Below are 20,722 nucleotides of genomic sequence, written 5' to 3'. Positions count from 1 at the left end.
TAGACTCCTCTTACTATTTCCTTTTTATGTCAATAAATTTAGTTGCAGGTGTTGTATTTTCATCCGCGGATGAGTTCTTTTCAAAAGTTCCTGAACGATCTCCTACTCCCTCGTGCATCAACCCTTCTGCTGCTGGGCGTTGATCTGATGATCCTTCATCGCCGTTAACAAACTCATCATATGTTGTACGATGATCAAAAGGACGTTTACCCAGAATTTCTTCCAAATCCGATTGGAACAAAATTTCTCTCTCCAGTAATTTTTCTGCTAGTTCCTTTAATCCTGCTGATTTCTCCGTTAAGAGGGCGCTTGTTTTAGCATACACTTCACTAATCAACTGACGTACTTCTTCGTCAATAAGTTCGGCAGTTTTTTCCGAATACGGTTTTTGAAATTGGGATTCCTGGCTGTCATTAAAAGATACGTTACCAACTTTACCATTCATACCGTACACAGCTACCATGGCATAGGCCAATTTAGTGATACGTTCTAAGTCATTCTGTGCTCCAGTAGAAATTTTGCCAAAAGTAAGGTCTTCCGCAACTCGTCCTCCCATCGTCATACACATCCCATCGATTAGTTGTTCTGTAGTATATAGGAATTGCTCTTTAGGTAAATATTGCGCATAACCAAGAGCGGCAACCCCTCGCGGAACAATGGAAACCTTAACTAAGGGATCAGCATGTTCTAAGAACCAGCCTGCAATGGCATGGCCGGCCTCATGATAGGCGACGATCCGCTTTTCTTCGGGAGAAATAATTTTATTTTTCTTTTCCAATCCACCGATAACCCGATCAATTGCATCTTGGAAATCCTGCATATCAACAGACTCTTTATTTTTCCGAGCGGCGATCAGGGCGGCCTCATTACATACATTGGCAATTTCCGCACCCGCAAATCCTGGGGTCTGGGCAGATAATTTCTTAGCCTCAACATCCGCTGCCAATTTAATCGGCTTTAAATGAACCTTAAATATCTGTTCTCTCCCTACTAAATCAGGTTTATCTATTGAGATTTGTCTATCAAAGCGCCCAGGTCTCAACAAAGCAGAATCCAACACATCTGGCCGGTTAGTAGCGGCCAATATTATGATACCCGAATCTGTTCCGAAGCCGTCCATTTCTACCAATAGCTGATTAAGGGTATTTTCCCGCTCGTCATTTCCGCCAACGATATTATTCTTTCCGCGTGCCCGACCAATTGCATCAATCTCGTCAATAAAGATAATACAAGGAGCTTTATCTTTTGCTTGCTTGAATAAATCTCTTACTCGTGATGCTCCCACACCGACAAACATTTCCACAAAGTCAGACCCTGATAAAGAGAAAAAGGGAACTTGTGCTTCACCGGCAACAGCCTTAGCAAGTAACGTTTTCCCTGTTCCAGGCGAACCAACCAAAAGTGCTCCTTTCGGAATTTTTCCACCCAAGTTGGTATATTTTTTAGGATTTCGAAGGAAATCCACAATTTCCATCACTTCTTGCTTTGCCTCTTCAAGGCCTGCAACATCATTGAAGGTGATGTTCACTTGTGATTCTTTATCAAACAGCTGTGCTTTAGATTTACCAATGTTAAATATTTGTCCGCCGGCACCCCCAGCACCGCCTCCCATTCTGCGCATGATAAATACCCAAAAAAGAATAACCAAGCCAAGCGGTAGAATGATCGATAGCAACCATCCCGTCCAAGGGCTGTTTCGTTCTTCTAATGTGACGCTCACCCGTTCATTTTCTGGCACTCCTTGCTGTGCTGCTGATAATTTACGTTCCAAGGCATCAAATGAGCCATCTTGGAAATAATACTGCGGCCCCGTGTTTCCTGAAGATAAATTTAATCCGTTATTTTTAGGTTTAACGTCTTTGTATTTTTCTTCGCTAAGCCGGTCTTTCTTGATATAAACTTCAACTGCAATCAGTTCATTCCGTTTGTAAGCCACTAATTTTTCTACATCACCCGTTTTAAGCATGGTAGATTCAAAGCGTTTATACGTAATCTCTTTGGCACTATCGCCAGTAAAGACATATTGTAACGCAATAAAGCCTAATATCATGGCTATCCAGAGCCACATGATATTAAACTTTGGGGGTTTGGGGCTTATCTTCTTCCCAGGAACTTTCTTTATTTTTCCAGGTTGATTTGACATATTATCCATTATAAATTGTTCTATCCTCTTGTTTAATCTAGTTTGGGATTATGCACTTTGAAAATACTTCAATTCGGCATCACCCCATAAATCTTCAATCGCATAAAATCTCCTTTTATCCGTCTTGAAAATATGCACGACAACATCTATGTAATCGAGCAAAATCCATTCAGCATGATCTAAACCTTCTTTACGCCAAGGATCTTGCTTTAATGTTTTATACACTTCTTCTTCTACGCTTCTTGCTATAGCCATTACCTGAGTGGTAGATTCGGCATGACATACGACAAAATAATCAGATACAGAGCTATGAACATTTTGCAGGTCTAATCTCACTATTTCGTTTCCCTTCTTCTCTTGGATACCGTGTATAATGACTTCTGAGAGATAAGTGGATTCTTTAACCTTTTTACCTTTTACCATTAAAAAATTTTAGTTTTGAACAGTTTTTTATTTAATGCCACAAAGACTTTGCAAAGTAACACTTTTTTAGGACTTATTGTTGGAGAAAATATTATTACTCTTCAACGGGTAAACTCGACCAATGATTACCTCAAAGATAACCTGTCAAATTCTACGCCATATAGGGAAGGAACTGTAATAATGGCAGAAGACCAATATGCGGGAAAGGGTCAAGTGGGTGGTATTTGGAAAAGCGAAGCAGGGAAAAATTTAACCATTAGTGTATTGTTTAATCCCGTTTTTTTAGCTCCCAAAGATCAGTTTCGACTAAATATAGCGATCAGTTTAGCCATAATGCAATTTTTGTTGCCCCATTTGGGAGACGGTCTTCGTATAAAATGGCCGAACGATATTTACTATGGTGAAAAAAAATTAGGGGGCATTCTCATTGAAAATAGTATTCGTGGCAAGTTATGGAAACATGCCATTGTTGGCATAGGTTTAAATATAAACCAAACCCATTTTGACATTTACCACTCCAAAGCATGCTCGCTCAAGCAATTGCTCAAGCAAACTTTTGATATAAAATTATTGCTTACCGAGCTTTGCCATGCCTTAAGTCATCAATATGCTTTATTAAAACAAGGAGCGATAGCGGAACAAAAAGCAGCATATAAACGTCATCTTTATCGGTTTCAGACCAATTCCCGATTTACCATTGACGGTCAAGTGGTTAATGGCAGCATTATTGATGTTACTGATGAAGGGCGTCTTGTGGTTGATTTCGGTGAAAATAGGGTCTCAGATTTTGGTATTAAAGAGCTCGTATTTAGCTAAGGTTAGACAAACATTGTGTAATCGCTGCATTTTCCCTAAATTTGCACACACGTAAGTAACACGATATACGTACATTAAAAAATTAAACCTTTTCAGAACCACCTGTCTAAAATAAAAAATAACACCATGAAAAAACTCAGTGCATTATTAATGACGATCTTGATGTTGAATGTGTTGGCCGTTTCGGCACAAATAAAAACACCAGTAAAATGGTCCTACGCAGCCAAAAAAATTAATGATAAAGAAGCCGTTGTGCTTATTAAGGCTAGCATAGAAAAAGGCTGGCACATTTATTCCCAAAATATAAAACCCGGTGGACCAGTGCCTACCAGTTTCACGTTTACGAAATCTGCAGATTATGCTCCCGTAGGGAAGACTGCCGAACCAAAAGGAATCAATCATTTTGAAAAGGTCTTCGATATGAACGTTGTATATTTCGAAAATGAAGCGGTCTTTCAACAAAAGGTGAGTCTGAATAAAGCGACGACTAACATCAAAGGTACCATCGAGTTTATGGTTTGTAATGACCATGAATGTTTACCTCCAGATGAGATTAGCTTTAACGTACCTATTAAATAAGAAAAGGCGGTTTAAACCGCCTTTTCTTATTTAATTCTGTATAACACCCTAATTTAGGATAGTTAATTTACATAAACGAGACCAAGCTTATTCAGTCCTCTCAATTATATTTACTAATTTCACGCCTTCAAAATAAAGGTAATGCATAAGAAGTTCATTTTTGTTGCTATAACAACCCTTTTTTTAAGTCTCTTTGCTAAAGAGCTTTTTGCTGTTTCGCTACAAACCGACACTATTTCTTTTGATGATATAGAGTTTACCGATATTACAGAAGATACTAGTACCAATACGGATACTACGCAAACGGATACTTCCAATAACGCTTCTACACAGAAGCAACCGGCTATGCCGGGTGCAATAAAAGCCGAAGCCAACGTTTCTTTGTGGCAAATCTTCATTAATGGTTTACTCTTTGGTTTTGCTGCCATTTTGATGCCCTGCATTTTCCCTATGCTTCCGCTAACCGTTAGCTTCTTTACAAAAAAGGCGGGTTCTAAAGCCAAAGCAATCGGACAGGCCATTGTATATGGTTTATCCATTATTGTAATTTATGTTGGCTTAGGCATGCTGATTACGATCTTTTTTGGTTCGGACGCCTTAAACGCACTCTCTACCAATGGCATCTTTAATTTTTTATTCTTCTTATTACTCGTTGTATTTGCGGCTTCCTTTCTAGGAGCTTTCGAGATTACCCTACCGAGCTCCTTTATAAATAAAGTAGACGCAAAATCTGATCAGGGTGGCCTTATCGGTATCTTCTTCATGGCTTTTAGCCTTGCTTTAGTTTCGTTCTCCTGTACTGGTCCGCTAATTGGCACCTTATTAGTAGATGCAGCTTCTAAGGGTGAACGTTTGGGGCCTGCTATTGGGATGTTCGGCTTTTCATTAGCCTTGGCCATTCCTTTTGCCTTATTTGCTTTATTTCCATCTTTATTGAAATCATTACCCAAATCTGGCGGCTGGCTGAACAGCGTAAAAGTTGTTTTGGGATTTATTGAATTGGCTTTTGCATTGAAATTTTTATCCAATGTAGATTTAGCCTATCATTGGAATTGGCTAGATAGAGAAGTCTTTTTAGCGCTGTGGATTGTCATATTCGGGCTGATGGGCCTATATTTACTAGGCAAGATAAAATTTGCACACGACAGTGACGTCCAACATTTATCGGTAATCCGTACGTTTTTTGCCTTAGTTGTGTTCGCTTTTGTTGTCTATCTTATCCCAGGCATGTGGGGCGCACCATTAAAATCAGTCAGTGCATTTTTACCACCAAGTGCAACACAAGACTTTGACCTTAGTACCGGTATATCCGTTTCTTCTATCCCCAATACCGCAGGATCTGCGCCAAAGAAATATGCAGAAATCTTTCATGAACGGGGAACGCCGAAAGGTTTTGATCCCTATTATGACTATGAACAAGCACTGGAAGTATCCAAACAAATAGGAAAGCCTGTTCTAATTGACTTTACAGGGTGGAATTGTGTCAATTGCCGGCAGATGGAGGCTAATGTTTGGACAGATCCTCGGGTAAAAAACCTGTTAAACAATGCATTTGTTATGGCTGAGTTGTTTGTGGATGATAAGACGACCTTACCCAAAGATGAACAATATGTTTCGACCTATAGCAAGAAAAAAATTACGACCATTGGTAAAAAATGGAGCGATTTTCAAGCATCTAAATTCAACAGCAATTCACAGCCACTCTATGTCATTGTAGATGGCGACGGAAATGTGCTTGTGCCACCGCAGGGAGCAAACTATGACCCCCAAAATTATTTAAATTTCCTGGAATCCGGTATCCAAGCATATCAAAATCGTCCGTAATCATTCGAACACAATTAAGCTATATTTATCCTATGAGTACTATAAAAAACATTGCAGTATTTACTTCAGGTGGAGATTCTCCCGGTATGAATGCCGCCATACGTGCGGTTGTACGTACCGGTTTATATTACCAATTAAACGTCTTCGGCATACAACGTGGGTATGATGGAATGGTAAATGGAGATATATTCCCAATGGATGCCAAATCTGTAGCTAATATCATCCAACGGGGAGGTACCATTTTAAAAACCGCACGCAGTCAAGAATTTAGGACTACTGAAGGGAGAAAAAAAGCCTATGAACAAATCAAGAAATTCAATATAGATGGCTTGGTTGCTATCGGTGGCGATGGCACATTTACCGGTGCAGCAAAATTTATTGAAGAGCACGACATCCCTGTGATGGGATTGCCAGGTACTATTGATAATGATTTAGCGGGTACCGACTTTACCATAGGCTATGACACGGCTATTAACACCGTTATTAATGCCGTGGATAAAATCCGGGATACAGCAGAATCGCATGATCGTTTGTTTATTATCGAAGTGATGGGGCGAGATTCAGGCTTAATTGCCCTTCGTAGCGGAATAGGAACGGGCGCTGAGGCCATATTAATCCCGGAAAGTTCTACAGACTCAAAAGCACTTTTAGAAAAATTGGCCCACGGAAGGAAAGACAAATCGTCGAAAATTGTTCTTGTAGCGGAAGGCGATGAAGAAGGAGGTGCTTTCGCGATTGCAGAATTAGTAAAAGAGAAGTTTCCGAATTATGACACGCGTGTTTCTGTACTAGGCCATATACAACGCGGAGGAAGTCCGACATGCATGGATAGGGTATTGGCTAGTCGCTTAGGCGTAGCTGCTGTAGAAGCTTTACTTGACAATCGAAGAGGCGAAATGATCGGACTCATTAACGGAGACATTGCTTTTACTCCTTTCAGTAAAGCTATTAAACACATTGACTCGCTTACGCCTGGACTGCTTAAAATTGTGAATATTCTTTCTTAGCGATACGAGGTTGTCCGAAAAGTCTATAACCGCCATATCGGGTGTAGCGTAACGAAATCGGGATATCTGTACTAAATAGTTACTAATAAAAGATTTAAATCGTTGAACCTTCGGGTTCTCCACTACGGTCGGAATGACGACTTTTCGGACAGCTTCTTTTGCACTCTTTGATTACACATTAACCTTGCCGGCCTCTTCCTCGGCCTTGCCCTTGCATCCTATTACGCTGTTCCTTTACTAACTCATCATAGGCTTTTTGTTGTTCATCGGTTAATATTCCTTTAATCTTTTGCTGCGTTTTCTCCCGAATAGATCGCATTTTTTCAAAATTTGCTTTTCTATCTCCGCCATTGTTACCTGCTTGGAATAAGGCTTGCTGCTCCTTTGCTTCGGCCAAGGAAAACTGATAGACCGAATCCTTTTGCTCCTGCGTCAGGGTTAATTTCTCATTCAATAGGTCGACACTGTGTTTCGCCCGATCCTCAGGTTTCATACGCATGCCACCCCTACCCTGTTGAGCCTTTGACATAGTCACCACGCACAGCATGGCCACTACCATAAAAAGAACTTTCTTCATAAATATAACTATTTGAATCGTTGTATTACCGTTAGATACAATTAAGGGCAAAGGGTTTAACCCGCATAATTTTTTTAGGCTAGTATCTACAAGAAGTAATTAAACTCAGCATCCACACTAATTGAGAACAACAATGAAATGCTCCAAAACAAGTATAAAAGCTAGTTTGCGGGAATCTATTCGATTCCTGGATTAATTTACCCGCAATACGATTTTTCCAAATTGTTCTGACTGCTCAAGCTTGCTAAGGGCTTCATCTGCGTGAGCCAACGGATAAATGGAATCAATTACAGGCTTTACTTGATGCTTATTTACGAAGGTAAGCATATTTTGAAAATCCTTAGGTGAGCCCATTGTACTTCCTAGAATATTCAACTGTTTCCAAAAGATCTTCCGGGCATTAAGGGGTGGGAGTTCTCCAGACGAAGTGCCTCCAAAAAAAACGATTCTTCCACCGGGTTTTGCTAAGTCTACATAGTTGCTAAACCCATCTCCCAAAGCACTATCTACGATCACATCAAATCCGCCATCCGGTTTTATTTTCTTCGCCCATTGCTTATCGGTATACAGTACCCCTGCCTTTGCACCTAAATCCAAAGCTCTTTTTATTTTCGCTCGTTTACTTGATGTAACGTAGACTTCAGCTCCAGCATACACCGCCCACTGTAATGCAAATGTGGCCACGCCTCCACCCACACCTGCCACTAAAATCTTATCGCCTTTTGCTAGTTTTGCTCGACTAAATAATGCCCGCCAGGCTGTTAAGCCTCCGAGAGGGATTGCGGCAGCTTCTTCCATTGTTAAATGTGGTGGAATAGTATGTAAGTTTTGCAGCGGTACTTTAACATATTCTGCAAATGTTCCATTTTCGGGGAGCCCTAAAATCTGAAAATCTGCGCCTTGAACGATTTCACTATCCCCCCAATAAAGTGCCGGATTAATGATTACCTCTCTACCTAACCAACCATTTGCTGATTCACTTCCTACTTTTTCTACCATCCCTGCACCATCTGACCCCAATACTATCGGGAATTTTAAACCAGCATATTGCCCTTTCTGAATCCAATAATCGCGACGGTTCAGGGCCGCTGCTTTAATGTTCACCAGCGCTTCATTTGCTTTCAGTGAAGGTTTCTCTATATTTTTTATGGTCAATGGTAAATGGATACCATCCAACACAACAGCCTTCATAAGTTTATTTTTTAGAACTTCTCCTTACCAAGTATAAAAAACAAGCAGTGCCTACTAAACGCAAACACTGCTTTATTTTTCATTTTATCATTGTTGTTAGGCCAAAAATCCGCCTAAAACCTATTTTTTTGCATTTGCGTAACGCTCGCCCACTGCTTTCCAGCAAATAACATTGAAAATGGCTTCTAAATACGCAGGGCGTTTATTTTGGTATTTTAAATAATAAGCATGTTCCCAAACGTCAATTCCAAGAATTGGCGTGCCCTGTACTTCAGCCACATCCATTAGCGGGTTATCTTGGTTGGGAGTAGAAGTTACTTGTAGTTTTCCGGAAGCATCGACGATCAGCCAAGACCATCCCGATCCGAAACGGGTAGCCCCTGCATCTTGCAGTTTCTTTTTTAACTCATCAAAAGATCCAAAAGTCTCGTTAATCGCAGTAGCCAATTCTCCACTAGGGCTTGTTTGCGCATCAGGCGATAGAATTGTCCAAAATAACGAATGATTATAATGCCCACCGCCATTATTGCGAACCGCCGCTGGATACTTGGATACACTTTTAACGATTTCTTCAATAGTAAGTGCCTCTGCATCTGTACCTGCAATAGCTTTATTTAAATTATCAACATATGCCTGATGATGCTTTCCATGGTGAATTTCCATGGTTTCTTTATCAATATGTGGTTCTAATGCATCGGAAGCGTAAGGTAACGCTGGAAGTGAAAAAGCCATAATTTTATGTTTTTTTAATTTTATGAATTGTTATACGACAAATATAACGATATATGCATGGAATTGTTTCCGTGATGTCCTAGTTTTTATAAGGAAATGACAAATCGGTTATTCGTTATTCGTTATTGGTTATTCGTAAGAGGTATCAAGATATTCGTATCAAGACTTTTAGTAGCAGTGGCAGCAGCAAATAGCACTATATGTACGCCAAACGGCTGCAATTGATGGCATACTCCTACTGTGTTTATCAATCACTAACCTTATGCCTCTTAAACTGTATAACTCTAGCCTATACCTTTTTACACCTTAAACCCTACGCCTTACACCTTATCTCTTACCTAAAGTCTTTTCGATTGAAAAAATTGTTGGATAAGGTCTCTACATTCTCTTTCCAAAATGCCACTGATGACGGTGGTTTTTGGATGAACAATCGTTGTTGAGACATTGGAATATCCCCTTTTTTCATCTCTTGTTCCAAAGACAATCCGATTAATCTGTGACCAATAAGAAGCCCCGGCACACATTACGCAAGGTTCGACGGTTACATACAGCGTGCATTCTTTCAAATATTTTCCTCCGATATAATGGGCGGCAGCGGTAAACGCTTGCATCTCCGCATGAGCGGTCACATCATTTAACGTTTCCGTTAAGTTATGTCCACGGGCAATAATCTTGTTATTATGAACAACCACAGCTCCAATAGGTACCTCATCGGCATCAAGAGCTTTTTTTGCCTCAAGTAACGCCTCTTTCATAAAGAATTCATCCGATACGGTATCCGTAGTATCTTCAAAATTGATATATCTCATCGGTAGATCTATTTATTGTTATCTTCCATCAAGCTTTAGGCTCTAGGCCTTAAGCAATAAGCATTTGCCGAGTTTATACTTTTGCATTATTGCAAATTGTTTAAAACATACCGCCTATTGTGCATTTGTTTTTATAGCAATTTTGCACCATTAGGAACCTGACCCGCCGTTGTGGCCAGAATGATTGCTCCATCTTTGTCTGCAAAACCCGTAACCAGACACTCCGACATAAAATTGGCGATTTGTTTTTTCGGGAAATTTACGACAGCTATAATTTGTTTACCAACAAGTTCCGCCTTGGTATAATGAACGGTTATTTGCGCACTACTTTTGCGAATTCCCAATTCTTCTCCAAAATCTATGGTTAATTGATAGGCTGGTTTTTTCGCCTTCGGAAAATCGGTAACGGCTTGGATAGTACCTACTCTTAATTCTACCTTTTCAAAATCTTCCCATGTAATTTCTTGCATGGAGGTAAACATAAGTAATTTTTGTTAATTCTTCCGTAGAAAGTAACCAAACCCGAGGAGCTTGCGATGAGCTTTATTCACTTTTGTTTGTTTTTGATGGAGTTCATGAGCTCACTACGTTCGGTTTTGTTTCTTTTTCGCGGAGAAAAAGAAAAACTATTCATAGCGTAACGCCTCAATAGGATCTAGTTTGGATGCTTTAGATGCAGGATAAAAACCTGAAATCATACCTACGAAGACACATACGGCAATTCCCATCATAATCCATACCCACGGTATGATAAAGCTTGTTCCTACGACCATTGCAACGATGTTACCAATTAATATACCCAATAGGATACCTCCCAAACCGCCAATTAAACAAATGACCACGGCTTCGGTTAAAAACTGTATCCGTATTACTCTTGGCGTTGCTCCGATAGCCTTGCGAACACCAATCTCGCGGGTTCTTTCGGTAACAGACACCAGCATGATATTCATCAATCCTATCGAAGCGCCTATTAAGGTAATAATACCAATAACAAATGCCCCAATAGCCACATAAGTTAGGCTACTTACCAAGATTTGAGCCACAGCATCACTTTTTGTAATTTCAAAATTATTTTCCTGTTTTATACCGAGCCCCCTAATATTTCTGAACACTGCTGTTGCTTCACCGATAGCAGATTCTATTCCTTGAGCGTTTCCACTCATCACCGTGATGGTATAAGAAGGTATTTCCCCTTGGACTACTGCCCTAGCACGCAGCAATGGAATAATACAGGTTCGGTCGCCCCCCATGCCTGCACTGGAACCCTTATCTTCTAATAGACCAATAACCAAATATTTCGAATTTCCAATAATTATGGATGCATTAAGTGGGTCTTTTCCATTCTTAAACAACTGTTTCCTGATCTCACTACCAATAATAGTCACATTTGCACCTGTTTCCAGTTCACGTTGGGTAAAATTCCGACCACTTTCTAACTTATATCCTCCCGTTTGCAAATAGTTATCATCAGCGCCTAATATGGAGATATTGGGATTGGATTGTTCACTTCTGTATTTTACCACGGCACCATTAGAAGCATAAGCGCTAACGGATACTATTGCTGGAAAATCGAACTTCTGTTGAAACTCAAGCGCTTCCCGATACGATATTTTCTTAAAAACTTTAGGCCTATTGCCGCCTCCTCCGATCTGGACATTCAGTCCTCTATTCCTGATATTGAAGGAATTTGCACCCATAGCGGAAAAAGAATCAGTTAACGAATGTTGAATAGCATCGATAGAAGTTAAAATGCCCACCAAAGCCGTAATGCCTATCGCAATAATAAGCGCCGTTAAAAACGTACGCAATTTATTACTTGCAATGGATTCTAGCGAAAGCCTAACATTTTCGCGATAAGGCATTTTTACCGACATAGCACGAGCTTTTTGCTATTAAGACTGGCAAACGGCCATTATGTTACAGCTATTTTGCTGGATCATGTACGAAGTGATGGTGCTTCTCCACGAAGTAATTCGAAAATAGTAATTTCAGGCAAAATACCAACACGCCCCGGATAACCCAAAAAACCATAACCTACGTTAACATATAATTGTTGTTTTCCTTCGGTATATAAGCCTGCCCACTCTTTATATACATACTGAATAGGGCTCCATTGATAATGTTTTCCGCGAACACCAAACTGCATACCGTGCGTATGACCGGCAAACATGACATCAATGTCTGGATTATCCAATACTTGTGCGCGCCAATGCGAAGGGTCGTGGGATAATAAAAGCTTCACGGGTAAATCATCCGTACGTTGCTTTGCTAAATCCAATCGCCCATATTTAGGAAAACGGCCCGTACCCCAGTTTTCTATTCCCAAAATACCGATCTCTTCATTGTCCACTTTTAATCGCCTATGCTCATTGAGTAACAAATCCCAGCCCATTACTTTATGGGTTTCTTTAACATGCTGCAGATTTTGTCTTTTCTCGGGGCTATCTTCTCTACCATAAAAATAATCACCATAGTCATGATTACCTAGTGTGGAAAAAACACCCAAAGGAGCCTTGACTTTCGTAAACAAGTCTTGGTAGTTCCGCATTTCATCGGCCTTGTTATTCACAAGATCTCCTGTAAAGAAAATGACGTCTGGTTTTTCGGCTAAGAGAAGTTCTACACCGCCTTGAACGGCTGTCTTATTATAAAAACTTCCAGAATGGATATCAGAGATTTGTCCAATGGTCATTCCATGAAATGCTTTCGGGAGGTTAGGAAGATAAAGTTTTTGCCGTCGTACCCGATATTCATAGCCACCAAATGCAATCCCCCAACTCAATGTAGCGAACGGCGCTGCGGCAACAACGATCCCTGCTCGGGTTAAAAATTGAGATCGGCTGATTCCTTCTTTTTTTTCTATGTCTTCTGTAGATGCTGCTTCAATAGGTGTCGATTTTCTTCTAAAAAGAAGTCTTTTTACCCATATACCCCCACGCCTAAGGTCGTCTATCAACAAAACAATCAAGTAAAAAGCTTTACTGGTAAAGGTCAGAAAGAACGCTACCAGTATGATCGAACGTAACATGAGCGGGATATTCAGGTAAATGCTAAGCGCAACACCAATGAATAGCAAAAAGCTATACACCCACCAACCTATCTTAAAAAAGCTTTTTTTTGCCCAACCAATTGTGCTTTTTTGTAATGCATAGTAGATATAATAATCTATCGGCAACAACACAAAAGCATTTATCAAAATCAATTTCATCCGTAAATAATTTTGCTATCCAGCAACTACCCCTTTTATACTTCCGCCTTCTTCGTGTAACGCTTGGTTAAAGCCGCGCCCACTTCTTCTTCAGCGATAACCATTTGCTTTAACGCCTCGATCCACTTCGGATGGTCGTTTAAGCTGGGTACCAACTCTACGTGTTCTCCCCCTAATTTTTTAAATTCCTGCCCATATTCTTCCGTTACCTCATAAAGTGTTTCCAAACAATCGGCCACAAAAGCTGGACATAAAACAAGTAATCGCTTAACACCTTTTCCTGCCAATTCAATTAATGTATCACTGGTATAAGGCTGAACCCAAGGATCCTTACCTAAACGTGATTGAAAACAAACAGTATATTTAGCTGTATTTAACCCTAGCTTAGCCGCTATTAGCCGTGCGGTTTCATGGCATTGCGCCGAATAACAAAATTTATTTTCAGCCGTTATTTGCGTACGGCAAAATGCTGTATCGCAATTGTGGGTACCCGTATTATCCACATCCTTTAATTGCCGCACGGGCAGCCCATGAAAACTAAACAAGACGTGATCGTAATTCTCCACCTGTTTTTTCCGTGCATTATCGGCAAATGTTTCGATCATCAATTCATTATCGTAGAATTGATTAACGATAGAAATTCTGGGAAAAGTATGCCAGCCGGCCACTAGCTTCATGACCTTTTCGATCACCGATCCTGTACTTGCAGAGGCATATTGAGGAAAAAGCGGTATTACCTGAATACTATCTACCATGGCTCGTTTAAGTCGTTGCAAAGCCTCTTCTATAGAGGGTTTTTGATAGCGCATGGCTAACTCCACTTGGTAGGATTCTCCAAGTTCTTTTCGCAAAAGTGCTACTTGTACTTCGCTGATGTGTAATAAAGGCGATCCCGTTTTTTGATCCCAAATGGCTTGATATAATTTTGCAGTTTTCGGACTTCTAAATGGCACAATTATTCCCCTAACGAGCAGGTTCCGCTGAAACGCTCCAATATCAATAACGCGACCATCCATTAAGAATTCATCAAGATATTTTCTAACATCAGCTACTTTTGGGCTATCAGGGGTTCCCAAGTTAATGAGCAATACGCCTTTTTTTGTTTTCATCTATTTATTTTATATTATGGCTGATGAGCACTCCATGTAAATAACCATTGCCCTGTATGCATATTTTTTACATTTCGGTTTCATTCAAACAATTGCTCTTCAAGGAGCTATGAAATCAATATTGAAACCCAGCCAACCACAAAATTACAAAATTGTGAGGGTTTTAGTTTTCGTCATGAATGAATGTGAAGTTTAGATGATACTTGATGCTCGATACTTTAAAAACTTTCCAGTTTCTCCTTCACTTGCTGCATAAGCCACATAGGGGTAGAAGTAGCGCCACATACACCAACACTTTCATCTTCCCGAAACATTTCCTTAGACAATTCAGCTACATCAGAAATAAAGTAACTTTGGGGGTTATGTTTCGCACAAACTTCATATAAAACCTTTCCGTTCGACGATTTTTTTCCGGATACAAAAACGATCCGATCAAACTTCTGAGCGAAAGTAGCCAAATCTTCATAACGATTTGATACCTGCCTACAAATGGTATCATTGGCCTTGACTTCATAGCCCCGTTTCAATAATTCTTCTTTTATATGATAAAATTTATCCGTGCTTTTAGTCGTCTGACTGTATAGGGTGAATTTTGCAGGCAATTCAACATGGTCCAATTCTTCCAAATCCTGGAAAACTAAGGCTTCATTATTGGTTTGCCCCTGTAATCCGATGACTTCTGCATGGCCATGTTTACCGAAGATCAAGATTTTTTCCTGATCATCATAAGATGTTTTAATTCTATTTTGTAGTTTCAGCACCACAGGGCATGAAGCGTCAATCAAGGTAATATTATTCTCTAAGGCTATTTTATACGTTTCCGGTGATTCTCCATGTGCGCGGATCAACACTTTTTCATTTTGCAATTGTGGCAAATCAGCATGCCCAATAATTCGCAAACCTTTCGCTTTTAATCGCGCCACTTCCTCATCGTTGTGCACGATATCACCCAAACAATATAGGTAACCTTCCTGCTCCAAAATTTCTTCTGCCATATCGATGGCATAGACCACTCCAAAGCAAAAACCAGAATCCTTATCAATTGTTACACCTAAGCGATAACTCATAATACAAAGGTAGCTTTTTTACTTGTAACACACTTAAAACTTACTACTTAAAACTTATAACTCAAAAATTTTCGCTGGTTACAACCCCATTGCAACTATTTTCGTATCTTTGCAATAACAATGCCTCCTTATTGCTTCCAACAAAAACCTGCTGCATTCATTTTTTTACAAAATCCGGCGTTCAAGTCCATGTGAAATCCACATCAAGTCCACCTTTTATCCACATTAGATCCACCTTCCCTTCTCCTGTCCTTTTACTATCCCTCGTGTTTCCCAGCTTTTCCTTAGTACGAAGTAGACTCGTGGTATGCCAGAATAGGACATGAATGGAGCAAGAACAGAAGACCTCTATTTTACTTCAATACATCCAATAACCTGAACATTTGTTGTCGCATACCGTTGGCGCTACCTTCATAATTATTGACTAATAAACTAAAAACCAATTCCGTTCCGTTAGCCGCTTTCTGATAGCCGGCATATCCCAGCACTCCTCCAATGGTACCACTCTTCATTTTCATTCCATTATAGGTGGGAATACTTTTATAATAACTAGCAAACCAAGGTTCCTTTTTAATAGACGACAAGATACGGGCCATCGCCATGGTTGTCACTCTATTTTCAGGAGATAAACCACTTCCATCGTAAATACGGAGTGTACCTTTTTCCAGCCCCAGCTTGTTTGTCCAAAAATCGCCTAAATAAGAAGCTGCCTCTATCGTTTCCGTATCCTTATGCTGTTTCAAAGCAATGCTTTTAAGCAAAGCTTCTCCGTATAAATTAATACTTTTCTGATTAAACCAATATACTAAATCACTAAGTTTTGGAGAAGTATGTGTCCAAATCAGCTTGGTATTATTGGGCATCGGTTTTTCTGATAAATGTAATAACTTTGCCGTTGTCGCTGGTTGCTGCACTGAAATTCCTTTTCCTTCCAAAGCCAGTTGCAACCGCAACGCAGCATCGTAAGCAGGGTCGGGCAAGGCCAATTGCACGGACTTTCTAAAATCTATTCCATACGTTCCGCGTAAGTAAATAAGTGAAGAATAAGGTGCCGCATATGGGTAAACCTTATCACCGGAACCTGCTGGACCAGTTGTTATTTCATTAACCAATTTTACGTATGCAATATTGGGCGCTGTATTTTGTATAACAGCGGCGGCGCCTACTTGGGCACCAGGTTTTAGGTGGAGGTCGACCAAATTTTCCCTCCAATTTAATCCAGAAGTTCCAGCACCATAGTAACTGCCTAAGTCTTGCCAAATCCACCTTGGACCAGCAGTATAGCCATTATACAATAAATCGTCTCCGATAATACTGCCATTGATCTTTTGGATACCCGCTTTAGCGATAGCATCACTCCACTGATTCAGCAATATAGACTCTTTGGTTGCATCAAAGCGATCACTTCCTAATGATGGATCTCCAGATCCCTTAATGACAATATTTCCATTCAATACACCATTTTGGATATCTCCTGTGTAAAATAATTCCGTTTGGTATACGTAATCCGCACCCAAAACATAATAAGCCGCAGCAGAAGTAATGGTTTTCAAAGTAGAGGCGGTGGCTAAACCAATATTACCTCCCTTACTAAATACTACGGCTCCAGTACGTGCGTCCAGGACTGTTAAAGAAGTTACTGCGTGCCGAAGGTTTGGATTATTTTCAAATTTTTGATATGCTGCACTTATTTTTTGTTGAAGGGATTGTGCAACGAGAAAAGACGAATGAAAAATTAAAAAAATGAAGATTAACGTAGGTGATATTTTCATTAGAATAAATTGTTTATTCATGATTTGTTTGCATACCTTCATGAAGGTTTTGGATCATGTCACTTCGTTTAAACGCCTAAGATGGAATCAGGGTTTAATGAAACAGGGAGATTCTCCAAGAACAAGGAAAGCAATAACCGCACCATAACGCTCAGAACCGTTCATCTCGATTGCGAAATGATGTTCTGGTATTTTAGATAAGCTTTTCTGAGCGTCAATAAAATGATAATAGTATCGGCAAGCCTCCACTGGCAGCCTGTAAAAAGGGAAGGCCACTGTACATGCTTTACAGTGGCCTTCCCTTTTTACAAGAATGTTTACCGGATTAAAGCAAGTTCTTTTCCACAAGATATTCCGCAATCTGCACGGCATTGGTTGCTGCTCCTTTACGTAAATTATCTGCCACAATCCATAAATTTAACGTTTTATCTTGGCTTTCATCCCTACGAATCCGACCCACAAAAACCTCATCCTTTCCATGTGCATCCTTTGGCATGGGGTATTTTAAATTAGCTGGATCATCTACTATAACTATTCCTTCCTGCGCGGCCAACAATTCCCTTACCTCTTGCAGATCAAATTCATTTTCGAAGGCTATATTCACCGCTTCTGAATGGCCTCCGATTACCGGAATCCGAACTGTCGTAGCCGTAACTTTAATACTGTCGTCTCCCATGATCTTATTCGTTTCCTTGATCATCTTCATTTCTTCCTTCGTATAGCCATTTTCCTGGAAAACGTCGATCTGCGGAATGACATTGAGGTCGATCGGATATGGATATGCTTTTTCACCTGATCTCCCCGCGCGTTCATCGTTTAACTGCTGCACTGCTTTCACGCCTGTTCCGGTAACCGACTGGTACGTTGAAACAACCACCCTTTTTATCCGATATTTTTCATGGAGTGGTTTCAATACTACAACCATCTGAATCGTGGAACAATTGGGATTGGCAATAATCTTATCCGATACCGTTAAATCCTCCGCATTTACTTCAGGCACCACTAATTTTTTCGTTGGGTCCATCCGCCAAGCCGAAGAATTATCAATAACGGTTATGCCCGCCTCAGCAAATTTCGGAGCATAGGTGGTAGAGGTACCTCCTCCTGCTGAAAATAAAGCCACTTGAGGTTTTAATAAAATTGCTTCGTCGGGAGTAACCACCTTATACTTCTTTCCCTTGAATTCAATTTCCTTACCCTTACTTTTTTCTGAGGCTACTGGAATTAATTCTGAAACCGGGAAATTGCGCTCTGCTAAAACTTTTAACATCTCCGAACCTACAAGGCCGGTAGCGCCAACGACTGCAACTTTCATTTGTTGATTTTTTATTTACTGTCTAATTTTTTTGGCGAAATTACGAATTTTTTTTCTGTTCATTTTATTCATTCTCTTTCATTTTGCATGAAGGATAAAAAAGAAATGCATTTTTGAGGTGGAGGGTATTTTGAGGTGGAGAGTATAAGGTGTCAGGAGGTGAGGAGTATGGCCGGTACGAACAACTAATAATTAACCACAACAAACTAATTATATGAAGCATTTTCTATTTTACCTATCCTTTTTATTTTTGCTAGCTTGTTCCAAGAAGGAGCAGCCAAATCTAAAAGGTAAGCTAAACGTATTGTCCACCGGACTACTGATCAATGAAATTCTTCCTAATCCAAAAACAGGAGGAGCAGAATTTATTGAACTATACAATCCAACGGAGCAAACCATTGATCTACATGACTTACAATTAGCCCGTATTCATGACGATACCCTATCGCCCCCAAAACCCATTACCAAACAATCGAGTTTGTTTCTTCCAAGAACATACAAAGTAATCACAAAAGACCCTTCGGCCATACTTTCGCAATACGCTAGTAAAAACCCACAAGATTTTATTGCAATGGATGCTTTTCCTGTATTACCCAATACACGTGGATCAATAGCCTTGTTACGTGGTGATAGCCTCGTCGATCGCCTCGATTATGATGAACGTATGCATAGTCCATTTATTAAAGATGCAAAAGGTGTCTCTTTAGAACGGCGATATATGACGGAAGAAACCAATGCTCCTGGGAATTTCACTTCCGCAGCGGCATCCTCAGGTTATGCTACGCCAGGTTATCAGAATTCTCAATATCAAGACATCATTAGCGATGATAAAGGAATTTGGCTAGCCAATAATACTTTCTCTCCGGATAGCCACAATTCTACAGATTTTTTACAGATACATTATCAATTTAAACAAGGAAGTAACATGATTACCCTACACATTTTTAATGACCAGGGCATACGGATTCGAAGGCTATACGACAACTACCTATTAGGAACTAGCGGTACACTGGATTGGAATGGGCTTGACGATGCACAACAACGTTTACCTGTTGGCATCTATTTGATTTATGCAGAAGTATATAACGCAATCGATGGCGTAAAGAAATATCGCAAAAGTTGCGTTCTGAGCAGAAAATAATAATCAAACTGAGGTTGGTATATAAACGCTATTTTATCTAAGTTTGTCTGCACATGAAAGAACGTATTATTATTATTGGATCTAATGGCCAAATCGGTACGGAGCTAGCCACAGCTTTACGATTAAAATATGGACAGGAGCATGTCGTAACATCTGATATTAAACCACCTGCTATTCCTTCTCCCGGCCCTTTTGAAATCATTAATGTGTTGGATAAAACGCTATTAAAAGCGATGTTTGAAAAATATCAACCAACACAGGTTTATCTGCTAGCAGCAGTATTGTCTGCCGTTGGCGAACAACACCCTAAGATGGCTTGGGACTTAAACATCAACGGACTATTGAACGTGCTTGACCTAGCCGTTGCGTTTAACGTGAGCAAGGTTTTCTGGCCAAGTTCCATTGCCGTATTTGGCCCACATTCGCCCAAAGAAAACACACCTCAATACTGCATCATGGATCCGAATACCGTTTACGGATTAAGTAAACAAGCAGGAGAACGGTGGTGCGAATACTACCATAACAAATATGGATTAGATGTCCGTAGTATTCGTTATCCAGGTTTAATCAGCTGGAAGACAGCTCCGGGAGGAGGTACAACGGATTATGCCATTCATATTTTTCACGAAGCCCTCAGCAAGGGCTCTTATACCTGTTTTTTATCGGCAGATACGAAACTTCCGATGCTGTATATGGAAGATGCCATTCAAGGAACACTGCAGTTAATGGAAGCGCCGGCGGATCATCTGCATATTAGAAGCAGTTATAACCTTACGGGCTTTAGCTTTACACCTGCAACACTGGCTGCGGAAATTAAAAATCATATCCCTACCTTTGTCCTAGATTACCTGGATGGCGATCCGCGTCAGGCAATTGCTGATAGTTGGCCTTCATCCATTGATGATCAGGATGCCCGGAAAGATTGGGGATGGAAACCAAGCTATGATTTGGCGCATATGGTGCAAGACATGTTAACCAACTTGAAACAATAGGTAACAAGCAACCAATA

Annotated in this window: 19 protein-coding genes; 6 read left to right on the top strand and 13 right to left on the bottom strand. The window is 40.2% G+C overall.

The window, feature by feature from the left end; all coding sequences use genetic code 11:
• Positions 1-13: 13 nt before the first annotated feature.
• Positions 14-2,143, bottom strand: a complete 2,130-nt coding sequence (gene ftsH, locus ABD930_RS18735) for an ATP-dependent zinc metalloprotease FtsH (protein WP_345234144.1) — start codon at positions 2,141-2,143, stop codon at positions 14-16.
• A gap of 48 nt (positions 2,144-2,191) precedes the next feature.
• Positions 2,192-2,566: a ribosome silencing factor gene (gene rsfS, locus ABD930_RS18730; protein WP_345234141.1), complete on the bottom strand. Its 375-nt coding sequence runs from the start codon at positions 2,564-2,566 to the stop codon at positions 2,192-2,194.
• Between the two features lie 15 nt (positions 2,567-2,581).
• Here rsfS and ABD930_RS18725 point away from each other — a divergent pair, with 15 nt between their 5' ends.
• The 4 genes from ABD930_RS18725 (at position 2,582) to pfkA (ending at position 6,792) form a co-directional block, all read left to right on the top strand.
• Positions 2,582-3,382, top strand: coding sequence for a biotin--[acetyl-CoA-carboxylase] ligase (locus ABD930_RS18725; RefSeq protein ID WP_345234138.1), 801 nt, complete (start codon positions 2,582-2,584; stop codon positions 3,380-3,382).
• Positions 3,383-3,508: 126 nt separating this feature from the next.
• Complete coding sequence (locus ABD930_RS18720; protein ID WP_345234136.1) at positions 3,509-3,961, top strand: protein-disulfide reductase DsbD N-terminal domain-containing protein; 453 nt, start codon at positions 3,509-3,511, stop codon at positions 3,959-3,961.
• Between the two features lie 141 nt (positions 3,962-4,102).
• Positions 4,103-5,785, top strand: coding sequence for a protein-disulfide reductase DsbD family protein (locus ABD930_RS18715; RefSeq protein ID WP_345234134.1), 1,683 nt, complete (start codon positions 4,103-4,105; stop codon positions 5,783-5,785).
• A 32-nt stretch (positions 5,786-5,817) separates the two neighbouring features.
• Positions 5,818-6,792, top strand: a complete 975-nt coding sequence (pfkA, locus tag ABD930_RS18710) for a 6-phosphofructokinase (protein WP_345234132.1) — start codon at positions 5,818-5,820, stop codon at positions 6,790-6,792.
• Positions 6,793-6,970: 178 nt separating this feature from the next.
• Here the strand turns inward: pfkA and ABD930_RS18705 are convergent, their stop codons facing one another.
• From ABD930_RS18705 to ABD930_RS18655, 11 genes are all read right to left on the bottom strand, one after another.
• A complete protein-coding gene (locus ABD930_RS18705) occupies positions 6,971-7,369 on the bottom strand; it encodes a hypothetical protein (protein WP_345234130.1) in 399 nt (132 codons plus the stop codon).
• 192 nt (positions 7,370-7,561) lie between these two features.
• Positions 7,562-8,560 carry a zinc-binding dehydrogenase gene (locus ABD930_RS18700; protein ID WP_345234128.1) on the bottom strand — a complete coding sequence of 333 codons (999 nt, stop codon included), beginning with the start codon at positions 8,558-8,560 and terminating at the stop codon, positions 7,562-7,564.
• A 120-nt stretch (positions 8,561-8,680) separates the two neighbouring features.
• Positions 8,681-9,292, bottom strand: a complete 612-nt coding sequence (locus ABD930_RS18695; RefSeq protein WP_345234125.1) for a superoxide dismutase — start codon at positions 9,290-9,292, stop codon at positions 8,681-8,683.
• A gap of 338 nt (positions 9,293-9,630) precedes the next feature.
• Positions 9,631-10,101 carry a nucleoside deaminase gene (locus ABD930_RS18690; RefSeq protein WP_345234123.1) on the bottom strand — a complete coding sequence of 157 codons (471 nt, stop codon included), beginning with the start codon at positions 10,099-10,101 and terminating at the stop codon, positions 9,631-9,633.
• Positions 10,102-10,232: 131 nt separating this feature from the next.
• The gene (locus ABD930_RS18685; protein ID WP_345234120.1) at positions 10,233-10,571 is read right to left on the bottom strand and encodes a tRNA-binding protein; all 339 of its coding nucleotides are present in this window, start codon (positions 10,569-10,571) and stop codon (positions 10,233-10,235) included.
• 156 nt (positions 10,572-10,727) lie between these two features.
• Positions 10,728-11,975, bottom strand: a complete 1,248-nt coding sequence (locus tag ABD930_RS18680; RefSeq protein WP_345234118.1) for an ABC transporter permease — start codon at positions 11,973-11,975, stop codon at positions 10,728-10,730.
• A 62-nt stretch (positions 11,976-12,037) separates the two neighbouring features.
• Positions 12,038-13,309, bottom strand: coding sequence for a metallophosphoesterase (locus ABD930_RS18675; protein ID WP_345234116.1), 1,272 nt, complete (start codon positions 13,307-13,309; stop codon positions 12,038-12,040).
• A 35-nt stretch (positions 13,310-13,344) separates the two neighbouring features.
• Complete coding sequence (gene hemH, locus ABD930_RS18670; protein WP_345234114.1) at positions 13,345-14,418, bottom strand: ferrochelatase; 1,074 nt, start codon at positions 14,416-14,418, stop codon at positions 13,345-13,347.
• A gap of 218 nt (positions 14,419-14,636) precedes the next feature.
• Complete coding sequence (locus tag ABD930_RS18665; protein ID WP_345234112.1) at positions 14,637-15,485, bottom strand: 4-hydroxy-3-methylbut-2-enyl diphosphate reductase; 849 nt, start codon at positions 15,483-15,485, stop codon at positions 14,637-14,639.
• Between the two features lie 353 nt (positions 15,486-15,838).
• On the bottom strand, positions 15,839-17,257 hold the full coding sequence (dacB, locus tag ABD930_RS18660) for a D-alanyl-D-alanine carboxypeptidase/D-alanyl-D-alanine endopeptidase (protein WP_345234110.1): 1,419 nt from the start codon (positions 17,255-17,257) through the stop codon (positions 15,839-15,841).
• A 325-nt stretch (positions 17,258-17,582) separates the two neighbouring features.
• Complete coding sequence (locus ABD930_RS18655; RefSeq protein ID WP_345234108.1) at positions 17,583-18,572, bottom strand: aspartate-semialdehyde dehydrogenase; 990 nt, start codon at positions 18,570-18,572, stop codon at positions 17,583-17,585.
• Between the two features lie 214 nt (positions 18,573-18,786).
• Here ABD930_RS18655 and ABD930_RS18650 point away from each other — a divergent pair, with 214 nt between their 5' ends.
• Together ABD930_RS18650 and ABD930_RS18645 are read left to right on the top strand one after the other, a co-directional pair.
• Positions 18,787-19,713 carry a lamin tail domain-containing protein gene (locus ABD930_RS18650; protein ID WP_345234105.1) on the top strand — a complete coding sequence of 309 codons (927 nt, stop codon included), beginning with the start codon at positions 18,787-18,789 and terminating at the stop codon, positions 19,711-19,713.
• Between the two features lie 53 nt (positions 19,714-19,766).
• Positions 19,767-20,705 (top strand): NAD-dependent epimerase/dehydratase family protein, encoded by a 939-nt coding sequence (locus tag ABD930_RS18645; protein ID WP_345234103.1) that lies wholly within the window; start codon positions 19,767-19,769, stop codon positions 20,703-20,705.
• The last annotated feature ends 17 nt before the right edge of the window (positions 20,706-20,722 follow it).

It is taken from the genome of Olivibacter ginsenosidimutans (assembly GCF_039542865.1).
GTDB lineage: Bacteria > Bacteroidota > Bacteroidia > Sphingobacteriales > Sphingobacteriaceae > Olivibacter > Olivibacter ginsenosidimutans.
This window is presented reverse-complemented; position numbering and strand designations above follow the sequence as displayed.